The sequence below is a fragment of the Niallia nealsonii genome (genome assembly GCF_002835805.1).
GTDB classification, from domain to species: domain Bacteria; phylum Bacillota; class Bacilli; order Bacillales; family Cytobacillaceae; genus Niallia; species Niallia nealsonii.
This window is the reverse complement of record NZ_PISE01000011.1, coordinates 23956-40419: the sequence shown is the minus strand read 5'-3', so window position 1 is coordinate 40419 and position 16464 is coordinate 23956. Positions and strand designations below refer to the sequence as shown.

15 protein-coding genes are annotated in these 16464 nt (G+C 35.5%); 12 read left to right on the top strand and 3 right to left on the bottom strand.

Annotation, left to right across the window (positions count from 1 at the left end):
* The 7 genes from CWS01_RS04980 to CWS01_RS04950 all read left to right on the top strand — a co-directional run bounded on the left by CWS01_RS04980 (position 1) and on the right by CWS01_RS04950 (position 7107).
* Positions 1-1047, top strand: coding sequence for an aldose epimerase family protein (locus tag CWS01_RS04980; protein ID WP_101175970.1), 1047 nt, complete (start codon positions 1-3; stop codon positions 1045-1047).
* A gap of 184 nt (positions 1048-1231) precedes the next feature.
* On the top strand, positions 1232-2800 hold the full coding sequence (locus CWS01_RS04975) for a histidine kinase N-terminal 7TM domain-containing diguanylate cyclase (RefSeq protein WP_101175968.1): 1569 nt from the start codon (positions 1232-1234) through the stop codon (positions 2798-2800).
* Between the two features lie 204 nt (positions 2801-3004).
* Positions 3005-3172, top strand: coding sequence for a YozQ family protein (locus CWS01_RS04970; protein WP_235851975.1), 168 nt, complete (start codon positions 3005-3007; stop codon positions 3170-3172).
* Positions 3173-3356: 184 nt separating this feature from the next.
* Positions 3357-4364 carry an asparaginase gene (locus CWS01_RS04965; RefSeq protein ID WP_101176266.1) on the top strand — a complete coding sequence of 336 codons (1008 nt, stop codon included), beginning with the start codon at positions 3357-3359 and terminating at the stop codon, positions 4362-4364.
* Between the two features lie 20 nt (positions 4365-4384).
* On the top strand, positions 4385-5692 hold the full coding sequence (locus tag CWS01_RS04960; RefSeq protein WP_101175964.1) for a TolB family protein: 1308 nt from the start codon (positions 4385-4387) through the stop codon (positions 5690-5692).
* Between the two features lie 105 nt (positions 5693-5797).
* Positions 5798-6082 carry a DUF3219 family protein gene (locus CWS01_RS04955; protein WP_101175962.1) on the top strand — a complete coding sequence of 95 codons (285 nt, stop codon included), beginning with the start codon at positions 5798-5800 and terminating at the stop codon, positions 6080-6082.
* Positions 6083-6093: 11 nt separating this feature from the next.
* On the top strand, positions 6094-7107 hold the full coding sequence (locus CWS01_RS04950; RefSeq protein WP_101175960.1) for an LLM class flavin-dependent oxidoreductase: 1014 nt from the start codon (positions 6094-6096) through the stop codon (positions 7105-7107).
* Positions 7108-7165: 58 nt separating this feature from the next.
* On the opposite strand, the gene CWS01_RS04945 is transcribed toward CWS01_RS04950, so the two are convergent.
* Entirely contained in the window at positions 7166-8389 is a 1224-nt protein-coding gene (locus tag CWS01_RS04945) for an MFS transporter (RefSeq protein WP_101175959.1), read from the bottom strand.
* Positions 8390-8708: 319 nt separating this feature from the next.
* On the opposite strand from CWS01_RS04945, the gene CWS01_RS04940 reads away from it, so the two are divergent.
* Complete coding sequence (locus tag CWS01_RS04940) at positions 8709-9962, top strand: MFS transporter (RefSeq protein ID WP_101175957.1); 1254 nt, start codon at positions 8709-8711, stop codon at positions 9960-9962.
* A 359-nt stretch (positions 9963-10321) separates the two neighbouring features.
* Here the strand turns inward: CWS01_RS04940 and CWS01_RS04935 are convergent, their stop codons facing one another.
* Positions 10322-10753: a DUF1284 domain-containing protein gene (locus CWS01_RS04935; protein WP_101175955.1), complete on the bottom strand. Its 432-nt coding sequence runs from the start codon at positions 10751-10753 to the stop codon at positions 10322-10324.
* A gap of 15 nt (positions 10754-10768) precedes the next feature.
* On the bottom strand, positions 10769-11314 hold the full coding sequence (locus tag CWS01_RS04930) for a biotin transporter BioY (protein ID WP_101175953.1): 546 nt from the start codon (positions 11312-11314) through the stop codon (positions 10769-10771).
* 323 nt (positions 11315-11637) lie between these two features.
* Between CWS01_RS04930 and CWS01_RS04925 the strand changes: the two genes are divergently transcribed.
* The 4 genes from CWS01_RS04925 (at position 11638) to CWS01_RS04910 (ending at position 16317) form a co-directional block, all read left to right on the top strand.
* A complete protein-coding gene (locus CWS01_RS04925; RefSeq protein WP_235851985.1) occupies positions 11638-11883 on the top strand; it encodes a hypothetical protein in 246 nt (81 codons plus the stop codon).
* The gene (locus CWS01_RS22600; protein WP_101175951.1) at positions 11880-12062 is read left to right on the top strand and encodes a hypothetical protein; all 183 of its coding nucleotides are present in this window, start codon (positions 11880-11882) and stop codon (positions 12060-12062) included. The genes CWS01_RS04925 and CWS01_RS22600 overlap by 4 nt, the downstream gene beginning before the upstream one ends.
* 133 nt (positions 12063-12195) lie before the next feature.
* Positions 12196-13137 carry a TRM11 family SAM-dependent methyltransferase gene (locus CWS01_RS04915; protein ID WP_235851974.1) on the top strand — a complete coding sequence of 314 codons (942 nt, stop codon included), beginning with the start codon at positions 12196-12198 and terminating at the stop codon, positions 13135-13137.
* A 27-nt stretch (positions 13138-13164) separates the two neighbouring features.
* Positions 13165-16317: a DEAD/DEAH box helicase gene (locus CWS01_RS04910; protein WP_101175949.1), complete on the top strand. Its 3153-nt coding sequence runs from the start codon at positions 13165-13167 to the stop codon at positions 16315-16317.
* The last annotated feature ends 147 nt before the right edge of the window (positions 16318-16464 follow it).

The window sequence follows — 16464 nt, the reverse complement described above, 5'->3', positions numbered from 1 at the left end:
ATGAAGATAGAGGAAAGAGTATTTGGAACGATAAAGAATCGGCCTGTCATAGAATATACTCTTTTGAATGAGAATGGGCTATCGGTTTCTTGTTTAAATTACGGCTGTATTATTACGAAAATCATGGCTCCCGATAAAGATGGAAAAATAGAAAATATTGTGCTTGGATTTGATAGTTTAGAAGATTATATAGAATCACCCTATTTCGGTTCCATAGTAGGGCGTGTCGCAGGAAGGATTAGGGGAGCACAATTTGCTGTAGGGGGAACAGAATACCGTCTTTCTGCTAATACACCTCCAAACCATCTTCATGGGGGAGAAACTGGATTCAGCAGCAAAATATTTGCGGTGGAAAAAATCGAAAAAGAAAATGCTGTAGGAATAAAATTTATGTATGAAAGTCCTGATGGAGAAGAAGGATATCCAGGAAACTTACAGCTTTCTATTTCTTACTTTTGGAATAATGAAAATGAGCTGGAAATGACTTATCATGGTAAAACAGATAAAGAAACTATTGTTAACATTACCAATCATTCTTATTTTAATTTAAGCGGTAATAGTAAAAGAGACTGTTTAGAACATGTATTAACTGTTGAAAGTGATCGTTTTCTTGAACTAAATGAGCAATTGCTTCCAACAGGCATTCTGATTCAAGCTAAAGATACTTCTTTCGATTTCCAAGAAGGAAAAAAATTAAAAGAAGGAATCGAATCTGATTTTCAGCAAAATGCCATCGTTGGAAATGGCTATGATCATCCTCTTATATTCTCTGAATCAGGAAAACATACGGCTGAATTATGGGAGGAAGAAAGCGGCAGAGTGATGCATGTAACAACAGACCAGCCTGCAATGATTTTATATACAGCGAATCAGTTAGACGAGGACATTATTTTTAATGAAGGAGTGAAAGGAAGACCATATTTAGGAGTTTGCCTAGAAACACAAGGATATCCTGATGCTGTTCATCACTCTACATTTCCTTCTATTGTATTAAAGCCAGAAGAGAAATATATGGCACAAACAACGTTTCGTTTTACCGTTTATTAAATGATCCTAAAAGAGCCGCATATTTTGCGGCTCTTTGGTATGGAAAGATGGAAAAGGAAGGAGTTATTTATTGAACAAATACCTTTATTTTACATTTTTGTAATCTAAAGGACTCTGTTTTCTCTATAATAACTGCTATATAATTAGTAATATCTTGTACATAATAGCGTAACGGAGAAAATACATGACTAAAGAACTAGTGTTTTACATAGTTGTTGATATATTTGGAGCTTTATTAAGTTTATTTTTAAGTGCATATGCATTTTTTAAGATAAGAAATACACCTGGTGGAAAATATTACATTATCGCAACCTTTCTTTCCTCTTTATTTACTTTATTTTATGTGTTTGAGTTGACCAGTTCTTCGTTGGAAGAAATAAAATTGTGGATTAGAATGGAGTATTTGCCATTATCCTTTCTTCCAGTCTTTATTCTTTTGATGTGTTGTGAATTTGTTGGAGCAAAAATAAAAAAAGTATTTTATTCTATTCTTTTTGCCACACCTTTGTTGACCATTTTTCTGCAATTTACAAATGATTTCCATCATATTTATTATACGTCGATGAAATTAAAGGAAAACAGTCCATTTCCGGTAGCAGATTTAACCGGTGGACCATGGTTTTATGTTCATTCTATTTTTTTGTATACATGTGTTTTTAGCAGTATTGTCGTTTTATTAATGCAAGTGAAGATGGTTCCCTTTAAATTTAAAATGCAAATAATACTAATGGCTATAGGGCTGTCTATCCCTATCTTTGGAAGTATTTTTTATTTAAGCAATACTAGTCCGTATGGAATTGATACAGGGCCAATTTCCATGAGTTTGTCCTTTTTATTTCATGGTGCCGCCCTATTTTCCTTCCAAATGTTTAATGTTGCTCCTATTTTAAGGGATGTTGTGTTTGAAAGCATGAAAGAAGGAGTTATTGTCTTAAATGATGAAAATGCAGTTGTTGACTATAATCATGTTGCAAAAAAGATTATTCCAACACTCAGAAATCAGATGATTGGCCATCCATTAGAAGAGATTCTAAAGGATGACCAAATGTTGTTAGAAATAATTCACTATCAAAAAGAATGGGATTATAAATGGAGCAATAATCAAGATATTTTGCATTATCATACTAGCTATTCCCCTGTATGGAATAGAAAGAATAAATTGATTGGCCGGATTATTACCTTCAGCGACGTGACGGAAAGAGTAGAAATGCAGGAAAAACTGCAGCGATTAGCAAGTATTGATGGATTAACACAAGTATACAATAGAACCTTTTTCTTAAGTAAAGCAGAAACGATAATCGAGACACTTTCAACAAATGGTGCTGAGATAGCATGTATTATGTTTGATATTGACCATTTTAAACATATTAATGATACGTATGGACATGAAATTGGGGATATCATTTTAAAGCATGTTGTGGAGATGGCTCAAAGTAGTCTTGGTGAAAAAGATTTGATTGGCCGCTTTGGAGGAGAAGAATTTGTTATTTTTATGCCAAATGCTTCTCAGCAAGATGCGTTTAAACTTGCTGAAATCATTCGAAAGAAGATATTTGCAACAAGCAAATTGGTCCGTGGCAAAGAGGTTTTTGTTACTTCCAGTTTTGGAATTTCTAATGCTTTTATTGATTTTCGCATAGAGAGGCCATCTTTTAAAGAATTAATGAATCAAGCAGATCAAGCATTATATACAGCAAAAAGAACTGGAAGAAATTGTGTTTGTTTATTTGCTGATAGGCTGCAAAAGACGTAATGAAGGATAGATGAAGTCAGCGTGTGTGTAGATTGGAAAATGATCCATCATGCTTTAATTAACAGCCTGCGAACTGGAAGATGATTGTTTGTAATTTGTCATGATGTTTATTTTTTTAGAAGAAGTGGTAAATAATAAGTACTGCTAAACAAAAGGGATTTGGCCAAGGCCTTATTCCATTTTAATAAAATGGGGGTAATGACATTGACAAAAAACACAACAGATTCTCCAGCAGGAAAAACGTATTCTGCAAAGGATAAGCATGAACAAGAACATGGAGATGAAGTATTAAAAGGGCTTAGCGAAACACATGAGCAAGCAACAGATACGTTAACAGAAGGTACCATTGACCAAAAGAAGGACAAGGAATAATTCCTTTTCAGGGAAATGAAAAGCAATTTGCTTCATCCAAAAAATGATATTAAAGAGCAGGGAGATTTTCTATTCTCTGCTCTTTTTTTGTTTGGAAAATTAGCCAAATAAAGATTTATCTCAGCTATAATGGTTAGATAAGGAGAATGTTTTATGGATACTATCAAATTGGAGAGTGATGACATTGACAAATAGAATTCTTGTGTATCGGGGCGAATATGTGGAAAGTACACATAATGTTCATATTGCAATAGTAAATAAAGAAGGAGAGTTGCTGTATTTTTGCGGCGATCCCCATCGTTTAACATTTCCTCGTTCTGCAATGAAGCCATTTCAGGCGGTGCCTTTAGTAGAGACAGGTACAAAAGAAGCGTTTAATTATTCTGTTCAAGATTTAGCATTAAGCTGTGCTTCTCATGCGGGGGAAGATTTTCACAGAGAGCATGTGCTGGCTGTTTTAAAGCGGATTGGCTTAAATGAAGAAGCTTTGCAATGCGGAACACATACGCCATGGAATATAAAAAGTTATAAAAAGCTTCTTCAAGCAGGAAAAGATATTACCTCTGTTTATCATAATTGTTCTGGCAAACATTCCAGTATGCTAGCTACTGCTGTACATATGAAAGAAGATATCCATACATACCGTGAAGTAAATCATCCTGCTCAGCAGAGAATTCTTGCTGCCATTGCTGATATATGTGAAGTTCCAAAAGAATCTATTGGTTTAAGTGTGGATGGCTGTGGTGTGCCTGTCCATCAATTGCCGTTAGATAAAGCAGCCTTAGGGTATGCAAAACTAGCTCAACCGGAACAAACAGCAGGGAAAAACCATGCAAAAACTTTAGTGGAAATTCGAAAGGCTATGATGGAGTATCCTGAAATGGTTGCTGGCACCAATCGATTTGATACGGATATTATGAAAGCATATGATAAGAAAGTTGTGGCAAAAGTAGGAGCAGAAGCTGTTCAATGCCTTGGCTTAATAGAGAAAGGAATTGGCATTGCAATTAAAGTGGAAGACGGGAGCACACGAGCTGTCCATGTTGCTTCTATGGAAGTGCTGAATCAATTAGGGATGAAAGACGATCAGATTTTTGATGATTTAAGCAAGTATGTACAGGCGCCTGTATACAATGCAAGAAGAGAAGCGATTGGCGTTATAAAGGCAGATTTTATTTTACAGAAAGCTTAAGTAGAGATGGAGTGGAATAGATGAAAAATAACAAACGAATGTTTTCAAGTATTATCATTTTTGGAATTTTGCTTATCGGAGCAGTATTATATAGCCTTTTCGAAAATGATGATCCTTATCAGTATTATACTGGTTTGGGGGATAATTTTGATCTTTCTTCCGATGATCAAAAAATTGTGTTTTCCTATTATAAAGACGGAAAAGAAGCGATTTTTTCTGCAGATAGAAATGGGAAAAATGTAAAACAATTAACAGGCTTTGGTTCTTTAAAGCATCATCAGCCACAGCTTTCTTCTGATGGGAAGCATCTCCTCTATTTAGCTGAAAATAAGGATGGAAACAGTTCCTTATATCTGGCAAATAGCGATGGATCAGAGTCGAAAAAACTTACCTCTTCCAAAATACATGTTTTTAAAGCCTTGTTTTCTACTGAAAATGAGACTATTTATTATGTTGGTATGGGTGCTTCTGATTTTCAGAAAGCAGAAGGAGAAACGAAAGAAGGGCAGGATATTTATTCTATTAATTTAAGCGGCAAAAAGGAAAAGCAATGGACCGATGCCGATTATTTTAGTATAGATACATTTCTCCCATCTCCAAATGGAAAGGAATTATATTATGGGGAAGATAGTGGTTCTGTTTATAAGCTTGTGTTGGGGAAAAGTGAAGAAAAAGAGTCTTTTCTTTCCCAACTTGATGTAGCTGACAGCTATTCTAAAACTTTATCGCCAGATGGATCCCAAATGGCTTATACAGCGGTATCAAAAGAGTCGGAAGACTCAAGTCTTTATGAATATGAATTATTTTTGCGGGATTTAAATAGTGAAAAAACAACTAAACTGACAAACTTGAAAACAGCTGTAACGGTGCCTAGGTTTTTCCACACAGAAAATAAAATGGCCTTTTTAGAGCATCGCAATTGGTCGACTGATCCAGCTGAATTTATTTTTACAACAATCGATTTGGATACAAAGAAATTAGAGGGAATTTCCTTTGCTATGCCAAAATCAACGGAAAGCAATCACTGGTTTATGAAACAAGTGGATGTGGCAGTAAATGGGACGACGATTTCGATTCTGTATATAGTATTTGTTGGCTTAATTACGATGCATCAAGTGTATTTTCGTTCAAAAAAAGGCTATTTGCCTTCGGTTATAAGTCTAATCGTGACAGTTGCAGCCTTTATAGCAAGCATTATTGTAGCGATGACCATTAATCCATGGTACGGAATAGCCATTGCAATGCCTGCCGCTGGATTATTAGGATGTACCGTCCTATTATTTATCTTTACATTTGTATTAAATTTAATAAAAAAAAGAAAATCATAATAGAAACAGGCGCTATCCGATAGATGGGATAGTGCCTTTTGTTTGCTTATAGGAAGAACATTCGCTTTAATAAGAAAATAGGAAAAAAGAAAAGGAGTGGATTATATGCCAGATGAAATAGTGTTAGATGGAGAGTCGATTACTGTTGGGAGCTTTAAACATGAAAAGATAGAAGGTTTCCATAAAATTTCCGTTGTTTTTCCTGTAACGAGCGAGGAATATCATCGTATTAGTACATTGCTTTATAAAGGTACATTTGCTGTTTTTGTTCCAGAATTAGATTTATCATTTAGAGGGACAATTCAGCAATATTTTACCTCTATTACAGATTTATATAAACAAGGAAATGTAGGAGAATTTACCTTAAGCTTAATAGAATTAAAAGGGTAAGGTGAGATTTTATGAAATTAAGCATTCTAGATCAATCGCCAATTGCCTCCAATCAATCAGCAAAAGATGCGTTAGATGAATCAGTCAAACTTGCCCAAAAAGGAGAGGAATTTGGCTATACGCGCTATTGGATTGCTGAACATCATGATTTGTCTGGTCTTGCAAGCTCTGTACCAGAAGTAATGCTCCCTTTGATTGGTGCGAAAACAAAAAGAATTCGGATTGGACCTGGTGCGGTGCTGCTGCCATATTATCGACCATATAAAGTGGCAGAAACATATAATATGCTTGCAACCCTTTACCCAGAACGTATTGATATTGGCATAGGCCGTGCACCAGGAGGATCTGCTGAAGCTACTAATGCATTATCAGACCAGTTTTTGAAGCAGGTGTGGGCAATGCCTGACTTAATCAAAGAGCTGTTACATTTTATTTATCTAGATTTCCCTCTAGATCATGCCTATGCAAAATTGACTGCATCGCCAAGACCAGAAACACCACCTAAACCATGGCTGTTAGGGACAAGCAAAAAAAGCGCCTTGCTTGCAGCTGAACTTGGAATAGCTTATACATTTGGAGCATTTATGAGCGATAAGGATGGAGAAGAGATTGTTCAAATGTATAAAGACGCTTTTCAGCCACAACAAAAAGGAGATGTTCCCCAAGTCATTTTGACTGTTTCTGCTGTTTGTGGGGAAACCGCGGAAATGGCAGAAGAGATAGCGTTAAGCTCACTTATTTGGTCTTTGCAAAAAGAACTGGGCAAAGGAAATGGTGGTGTGCCTTCTATTGCTGAAGCGAAACAGTATCCACTAAATGCCGAAGAAAAGGCAAAAGTGGAAAGCTTAAAAGAAAAAATGATCATAGGAAGTCCAAAGGAAGTAAAAAATAAGCTGCACGAACTGCAAATGAAATTTCAGGCTGATGAAATCATGATTGTCACGATTACCCATCGACCAGAAGATAGAATACGCTCCTATGAGTTGATTGCTCAGGAAATAATTAATGAAGCAGCAAGCAAATAATATTTTTTATCCGGCATTAACGGGCAGTAAAACCCCCACTGATTGAAGTTTCACTTTATTATTTGCTTGCTGCTTTTTGTAAATGGTGTTTTTTATTGGTTAATGTTAGCGTACATATTATATACATTATGGCAAATAAAACATATAACCCTCCATTTATCGCTCCTATGGTTCGGGGGGGAAAACTTTCTAATAATATTCCTGTAAAAAACATGGAAATGCCAAGTATCGTATTAGATATCGTTTCAGATAATCCAAAATACATTCCTTGCTGGTTTTCTGGAACAGACTGCATCACAACTGTATCAAGCAATGCATTGGATATGCCTCCAAAGATAGTCAAAACCCCAAACAACAATACAACTACAATAAAGGAAGGAGAACGGCTCACGGTTATTAATAATATTCCTTCTATAAAGATGCATAGGAAAGCACTTATCAAATAATGTTTTGTTATTCGTTTCGTAAGAAGTGGGCTTATCAGAAACCCGATACCAAGAACACTGTATAAAATCCCTACTCCAAGATCGGCAGCTTGAAAGGTTTGTACTGCATATACACTAATTAAAACATTTTCCATGCCATTTGCTAAAGGAATAAGCAAATCAGTGGATAAAAGCAGCATCAAAAAAGAAGAAGAAAAGATGATGAAAAAAAATGGCGCCCTTTGATACTCTTCCATACGGTGTTGCTCCTCTTTGTGTTGTACTGCTTCTAAACTAGGAATCTTACTGATAAATATACTTGCAAGAAAAAAGGAAAAAATATTCACAAGAAAACTTTGAGAAGGACCAAACAGATAGGAAACAAATCCTCCTGCCAATGCTCCGATTACTAATACAAATCCTAATGATACTTGCTCCCAAGAATTTATCGTTTTTATATGTTTTCTTTGGACAATTGCAGGAATGCTTGCCCTTCTTGTGGGGGAATAAAGTGCCTCACCGCCAGCTAATAAAAAAGAACCAACATAAATAATCCATACATCATCCGGTGAATCAATAAACAAAAAGGAAATGGCAATAAAAGCCCGAAAAACATCTGTATAGATTAATAGCTTTTTTCTAGACAATTTACGGGCAAGTATGCTGCTAATAGGTCCAAATAATAAAAAAGGAAGCATACGCAGCGCAAGTGTAATGCCAACTGCCAATCCAGATTCCGTAATTTGGAGAATTAAAGTCAATAAAGCGACTTGGCTAAAACGATCGCCAATGCCATTAATAATCCCAGCATAAAAAAGCTTTTGATACGATTTTTCTAGTTTAAATGTAGCAATCATTATGAAACCTCTCTAATTAGATGATAATCTAATTAGTTGTAAAAGAAAAGTTTTATTTTGTTATGATAAAAATAAGTTGTTATGGATGAAATTAACGGAATAAATAGTAAAAATAAAGTAAAAAATAAGGATCTTTTAGTGGTTTTTTACTAAAAAAATCAATAAATAAATAGAAATAGGAATTTTAATAATTTTTATAATATTATATTGAATGAAAACGTTATCTTTGCTATACTTATTTTAGTAAAAATAAACGTATTTAACTAGTTAATTTTAGGAAACTTTTTACTAAAACTCCAATCTGAAGGGAAAGGTTAAAATGAGAAAATTGAATAAGAATTATTGGGTTTTTGGTGTATTCTTTATGTTCTACTTCTTTATTTGGGCAGCATGTACAATGTTTTTATCATTATGGCTTACAAAAGAAGCTGGTTTAAGCGCTACAAAAACAGGTATTATATTTTCCGCTATTTCGATTGCAGCTATATGCTATCAGCCGTTTTTTGGAATCATTTCCGATAAGTTAGGATTAAAAAAGAATTTGCTGTGGGTCTTTATTATATTGCTAGTTTTTATTGCTCCATTCTTTATTTACATATTCCCTGCATTGCTAAAGACTAATATTATTTTAGCAGCTATTATTGGAGGCGCTTACCTGGGAGCGATTTTTAATGGTGGAGTAGGCGCTATTGAAGCATATATTGAGAGAGTAAGTCATCTTAATGGGTTTGAATACGGCAGAGTACGCGTATTTGGGAATATTGGTGCTGCGGTTAGTACCTTTGTTACAGGACATTTATTTAATACAAATCCTGATTTAATTTTTTGGATTAGTTCAATTATAGCCATTTTATTGGCAGTAGTGTTTATCTTTGCAAAAACAGGAGATATGGATACGCGTTCTTTAGCTAACGCACATGTTGAAAAGAAAACGGTATCAACAAAAGAATCAACTATAAGTCTTTTCAAAAATAAAAAATTCTGGTTATTTGTTGTATATGTTCTTGGAGTAGGCTGCATTTATGATGTATATGATCAACAATTTGCGGTTTATTTTACACAATTCTTTTCTACAGCAGAAAAAGGAACAGAAGTATTTGGAAACTTGGTTACATTCCAAATTTTCCTTGAAGGCATTATTATGATTTTAGCACCATTTATCATTAACAAAATCGGTGCAAAAAACGCTTTATTGTACGCGGGCTTTATTATGTCTTTCCGAATTTTAGGATCAGGATTTGCAGATGGGCCAGTTGCTATTAGTCTATTAAAATTAATGCATGCCCTAGAGGTGCCTATTTTACTAGTAGCTGTATTTAAATATATCTCAGCAAATTTTGATATGAGATTATCTGCAACGATTTATTTAATAGGTTTCCAGTTTTCAAAACAAGTAGGATCAATTTTCCTTTCGACTATTGCAGGGAATATGTATGATACAGTAGGTTTTCAAAGCGCTTACCTATTATTAGGCTCTATCGCTCTTGTATTCACGATTATTTCTATTTTCACACTTTCTGGCAATGAAAAATTAGCATTTCGAAAAAATGTAAGCGTTAAAACAGTTAGTTGAAATAGGGAAATGATTTATAATGCCGGTTGCTCGCATAAGTGCGTGCAGCTGGTTTTTTGTTGCTTTTCTTTAGGGATGGAGAGTGAAGGTGGGAATAAGGCAGAGTTTAAGATTAGTACAGGCATTGTTTTCATCTATTTTCTATGAATAATGGAATACTAGACATATCCATCGGTGTATATACAGGAAAATAATATGTTCCTTTTTACTTTTAGCGATATTGGTAAAAGATAATAGGACAATGATCCTGATAGCAGTCCATAATTTCACTAGGTTATGAACAATTATACTTTCATTCCTTTTATTTACTAGGCAAAAAAAGCATCTATGTTTTCAACAGGATAGATGCTCTCTTTCTATTATGATAGTTTTCGTTTTTCTTGCAATGTTTTAATGCCTTCCTTGCAAACGCCGTAGGAAAGCCAAGAACAACCCTCGCATAAAAAATCTAAATCATCAGGGTTTACTTTTTCGGCAACAAGTGAAACGAGTTCTTCTTTAAGATAAAGCTGATTTTTTTCAATTTGCAAATGGGTCAAAACTTTTCTATCTAATTCCTGTACAAACTCATTTGCCTTAGGTGCATTGCAAATACCTTCTCTGCTATGTGGGCAAAAAAGACAAGTCTCATCTAATTCATCTACTACTTTTATCGGAAAATTCACCTGTTCATCACGTATGGAAGCTACTGTTTCTTCCATTTTATTTACAAATATCGGACTATAGCCCATTCCTTGGAAACCGTGTACACATAATAAATGATGTCCCCGAAGCACTACTTTTCTTTTCATTTTTCTTCTCTTCTTCTAGTAAGATGCTTTTTGCAATAGATTGGCATGCACTAATCGATTGCGTACAATAATGCCGATCCAGCTTGCTAAAAATGCTTTAATAAGACCAACAGCAATAAATGGATAAGTTCCAGCAGCCAGTGACTTGCTCCAGCTTATATCCATGGCAAATTTTAATTGAATAGTACCAATTATTAATGTAATAACCATGCCAACTATATTTGCAGCAAGTGCTATTGGGATCGAATAAGTCGTTTTTTCTAATATGTATCCTGTAATATATGCAGCAGCAATAAATCCAAAAATATAGCCGCCTGTAGGTCCCACTAATACGCCAATTCCTCCACTTGCTCCAGCAAATACAGGCAGGCCAACCGCTCCAAGGCATGTATAGCAAATCATGCTAATGGCACCTAATTTACTTCCAAGTATTGTCGCTGTTAATCCAACCGCCAATGTTTGTCCGCTTATTGGTACATATGGCAATGGTATTTCTAGTTGAGCTAAAATCGCTGTGATTGCTGCAAAAAGGGAGCATAAGATTAGATTTTTTAATTTCATTTAGATACCTCACTTTTTATATGTTAACTGTTTATTATAAAAGGTTAACATATAATAACGGAAAAATTAACTGTTTTTTAAATAATAAGAAATTACATCCTTATTTAATGGGCAGTAAGACCCCCTAAAAGATTAGGTGGGTAGAAACTAGCCCATAAAAGTCCGATATACACATAACACAGACTTATACGTCCACGTTCTGTGGCAACGTCTGTGTGACTATCTCCTATCTTGCCTCAGGCTATAATCAGTAGGGATGGAGAATCCCCTCCACTGATTGAAGTTTGACTTTATCGTTAAATGGAAGAGCTAATTTTTTGCCAATGACAGAAAAAGGGTGCCGCGTATTTATGGTCGTATCAAGAAACTATGGCTTTGATGCATCAAATCAACAATTTAAAGAATTCCAAGATACAGTATTTGCCCAAGAGGCATGGATTATTGAAACACAGAAACCTGAATTGCTGTCACTGGATTTACAGGCAGAGCTTAATCACAAAGCAGACGTTTTATCCGTTGTCTACCGCCGCTGGTTAAAAGAACTAGGGGGAACGGTTGGGGCAGTTTGATAGATTATAAAAAATTAATATTCGGAGACTTAGTATCAAATATATTCAAACCTGATGTCTTATTTTGCAAAGCATCAGGTTTTTTGCGTTTATTTGGGAGTGCTTATTCGGATAAAACGAGGGTCACAGCGAATAAACCGAAAGTGGCAGCAGAAAATCTGCCTGTATCCAGCAAATAGCAAGAATGCCTCTTCTAAAAAAGTTGTTCAACAAAAAAAGGAACATACTTCCACGTAATCTCCATGCATGTTAATCCCTTCTACTTTCCTATATAATAATGAAATAGACTGAATCTAGTAAGGCGGGAAAAGTTTGACTAATCAAAGTAAACAATATTTATATACATATAGCTACCATGAGGATGAAGAGGCATTATGCCATATGGAAATGCGTTCGTTATTTGGGTTTGATACATCTTCCTTTGTATTGGAAAGCACAAAGCAAATTAACCTAGGTCGGAGCCCTTTTATAAAGGAAAGAATAGATATTATGTACAGAGGAGAATATGTGGAGGACCTTATTCAACAGGCGAACCAGTTACCAATAAATGAGTCTACCTTCAAAGTTCTTTTTATAGAAAATCCTGATAAAAGAGGCGAAATTCCTTTTGCAGAAAGGAAAAAGATTGCTAGGGAAATTGGCTTGCAATTAAAGGGGAAAGTAGATTTAGTGGAGCCGCAAATGTTTTTTGCCATTATGCCGGTAGGAAAGGGCTGGATATTTGGACAATATGAAAAAAGTGAATCGGTTTGGCTAAAAACGCAACAAAAGCCCCATCAATATTCCACAGCACTCAGCACGAAGGTGGCGCGAGCGATTATCAATATTGCCGTTCCTGATATAAATGGCGTGAAGGCAATAGATCCGTGCTGTGGGATTGGGACTGTTTTGATTGAGGCCTTATCTATGGGAATTGACATTGTTGGCAGTGACAATAATCCGCTAGTTACTGGCAATGCCAGAGAAAATATTGCGCATTTTGGCTATAAAGGAGAAGTATTGTTAAAAGATATGCGGGATATACAAGAGTATTATGATACAGCAGTCATCGATATGCCGTATAATTTATGTTCTGTGCTTCCTCGTGAAACACAAATGGAAATGTTAGCAAGCGCCCACAGATTTGCGAAGAAAGTGATTATTATTACCATTGAAACAATTGATTCTTATATAGAAGAAGCGGGTTTTATCATAAAAGATCGCTGTACGGCAAAGAAGGGGAGTTTTTCTAGGCAAGTACTTATTTGTGAATAGAATAGCTCCTCAGAAAGGAGTTTTTTTTTGAATATAAAGCTAACACAAAAAATAATTAAAGAACTTTGTGGAGACATCTCCTTTAAAAGAGGAGACTCTTTTTATCGAAATAATAAAGTATTGGTAGAGGAATATGACGAGCATCATTGTTTGGCAATTGTTAAAGGCGCGGAAGATTTTTATGTCACTATCACAAAGGAAAAGCACGGAGCAATGGAGACAGAATGCAGCTGCCCGAAACTAGCATCGTTTGACCGTGATTGCCAGCATATTGCCGCAGTGCTTTTAAAAATAATGGACTATCAGCGAGTCGAGACGATTCCAGGCAAAGAGAGAGGCCAAAAAGAACTTTCAGAAGGATTTATACAGCTTTTTACTGATTCACGCATTCGCAAAAGCGGCCATTTGCGCCATTTTGAAAAGAGACAAGTAATGGAAACAGAGTTTATTTGCCGGTTCATGCAAACAACGCAAAAGGAATCGTCTTGTTTTATTAAAATGATCATAAATAAAACAACTATAAAGGATATACAGGCGTTTTTGCAGCATATAAAAAGCGGAAAAGCATATGCAATTTCCCCCTTTTTTACATTTGATCAAGGGCAACATTGTTTTTCCACAAAAGCAGATAAGATTATACACGAGCTTTCTTTAATAAAAGAGGGGAACCAAAAGGAATGGCTGCTGATTCCACCTGCGTCTTGGAACAAAATAGTCCCATTGCTTGCAGCTGCCCCAAATGTTATTTTGCAATATGGAAAGGACACGTACAATGGTTTAAAGGTTTCCACCAAACTTCCTCCATTGCAATTTGATTTTATGCAAACAAACAATAGGTATCAATTAACTATTAAAGGACTGGATAACATCACTATTTTATCCAATTATCAGTCTGTTTTAGTTAATGGACAATTGATCGAACTAGAATATCAAGATTGCCAAAGACTCCATGAATTGAACAAAATGATGAATCAATCAGGCACAAATAGCATCCCCATTGCCAAAGATCAAATTGATTTATTTTTGGAGAAAGTGGCGCCCTCCTTACAAAAATTAGGTGGTGTTACAATAGAGGGAGGGGTAAGAAAGGAAAATCAGGGGCCAACTCTTGCTGCAAAGCTTTATTTGGATCGGATAAATAATCTGCTTCTTGCGGGGCTTGAGTTTGATTATGATCATATAAACATCAATCCATTAGAAGACAAAGAGCTTGAGAAAGGGATATTTTTAGTAAGAGATTTAGAAAAGGAAACAGAGATCATTGATCTGATGGAAAAAAGCTGTTTTACAAAAACAGACAGCGGCTATATCATGCAAAATGAAGCATTGGAGTATGAATTTTTATATCATATCTTGCCTAAATTACAAAAATTAGTGCAAGTATATGCAACAACTGCTGTTAGAAATAGAATTTTTCGGGAAACTGCTCGTCCAATGATAAAAGTAAGGGTAAAAAAGGAACGAACGAATTGGCTTGAATTTAAGTTTGATATGAAAGGCATTTCGGAGTTGGAAATAAAGGAAATATTAGAAGCATTGGAAGAAAAGAGAAAATACTATCGATTGCGAAATGGATCTTTATTTTCACTAGAGACAAGGGAAATGGAAGAAATACACCGGTTTCTTCATTCGCCAATAGTAGAGGATAAAGATCTATTGAGTGGATTGGAGATGCCAGTCCACCAAGGGTTGTCCCTTGTTCATCAATTAGAGGAAAGCAGCCTGCTACAAGCAGAGCATTCTTTTAAACAATTAATAGAGAAACTTATTAATCCAGGAAGTTCTTCCTTTGAGGTGCCAAAGAGTTTAAAGCCAATTTTGAAAGAGTATCAGACAACAGGATTTTTCTGGATGAAAACACTTGCGAAATATGGGGTGGGGGGCATATTGGCTGATGATATGGGACTTGGAAAAACGGTGCAGTCAATAGCCTTTATTCAATCAGAATTGGAAGAGATTCGCACTAGCAGACACCCTGCGCTCATTATTTGTCCCTCTTCTTTGACCTATAATTGGCTTTCAGAACTAATGAAATTTGCCCCAGAAGTACAAGCAATCGTTTTGGATGGGACAGTACAAGAACGCTCTAAACTTCAAAAGGGAATAAGCCATATAGACGCAATCATCACTTCATACCCATTATTATTAAAAGATATCAGCTGGTATGAAAAACAATTTTTTTCAACTGTTATCTTGGATGAAGCCCAATATTTCAAAAATCCAATAACACAAACGGCCAAAGCAGTGAAAAAGATCCAAGCAGCCAACCGTTTTGCACTTACCGGCACACCTGTAGAAAACTCTTTAGAAGAGCTATGGTCCATTTTTTATGTTGTTTTTCCACAATTGTTTGCTGGGTTAAAGGAATACAGCAATTTACCGAAAAAAACGATAGCCAAAAGAATCCGACCATTTATGCTGCGTCGTTTAAAAGAAGATGTATTATTAGAGTTGCCTAAGAAAAAGGAATGGCAGGAATCAACAGAACTGTATCCAGAACAGAAAAAAATTTATGCTGCCTATTTAGCAAAACTCCGTCATGATACATTAAAGCATCTGGATAAAGATACATTTAGAAAGAATAAAATTCGAATATTGGCAGGGCTGACAAGACTGCGGCAAATTTGCTGCCACCCTAAACTTTTTATCCATGATTACAAAGGGGAATCGGCTAAATTAAAGATTTTGCTGCAATTGGTGGAAGAGGCTAGTCAAGCTGGAAGAAGAGTATTGATTTTTTCTCAATTCACAAAAATGCTTGAAATTATAGGAACAGAACTTGCGTTTTTAGATTTGCCATTTTTTTATTTAGATGGACAAACGCCATCTGAAGAACGAGTGGAGCTTATGAATCGTTTTAATATCGGTGAACGGGATTTTTTCTTGATTTCATTAAAAGCTGGAGGGACAGGACTAAATTTAATGACAGCAGATACGGTTATTTTATATGATGCTTGGTGGAATCCTGCTGTAGAGGAACAAGCAGCAGACCGTGCTCATAGAATGGGGCAAAAAAATGATGTGCATGTCATTAAATTGATTGCTCGAGGAACCATTGAAGAAAAAATAAATGATCTGCAGGAGAAAAAGAAAAACTTGGCAGATGAAATTCTTGATTCAGAGGAAGAGAGTTTTGCTTCCTTTACAGAAGAAGATATAAGAGAGATATTGAAGATATAATCTGCAGGAGAAATGACTGGCTGAAAACTTAATTTTCAGCCAGTCTACGGATTTATTCAGATAACAAAAAGAAAATTTTGCGAAATATTGTGCAAACGATTGCACCACAGGGGAAATTGTGTTATTTTAAGTTACAAGAAAGAAACT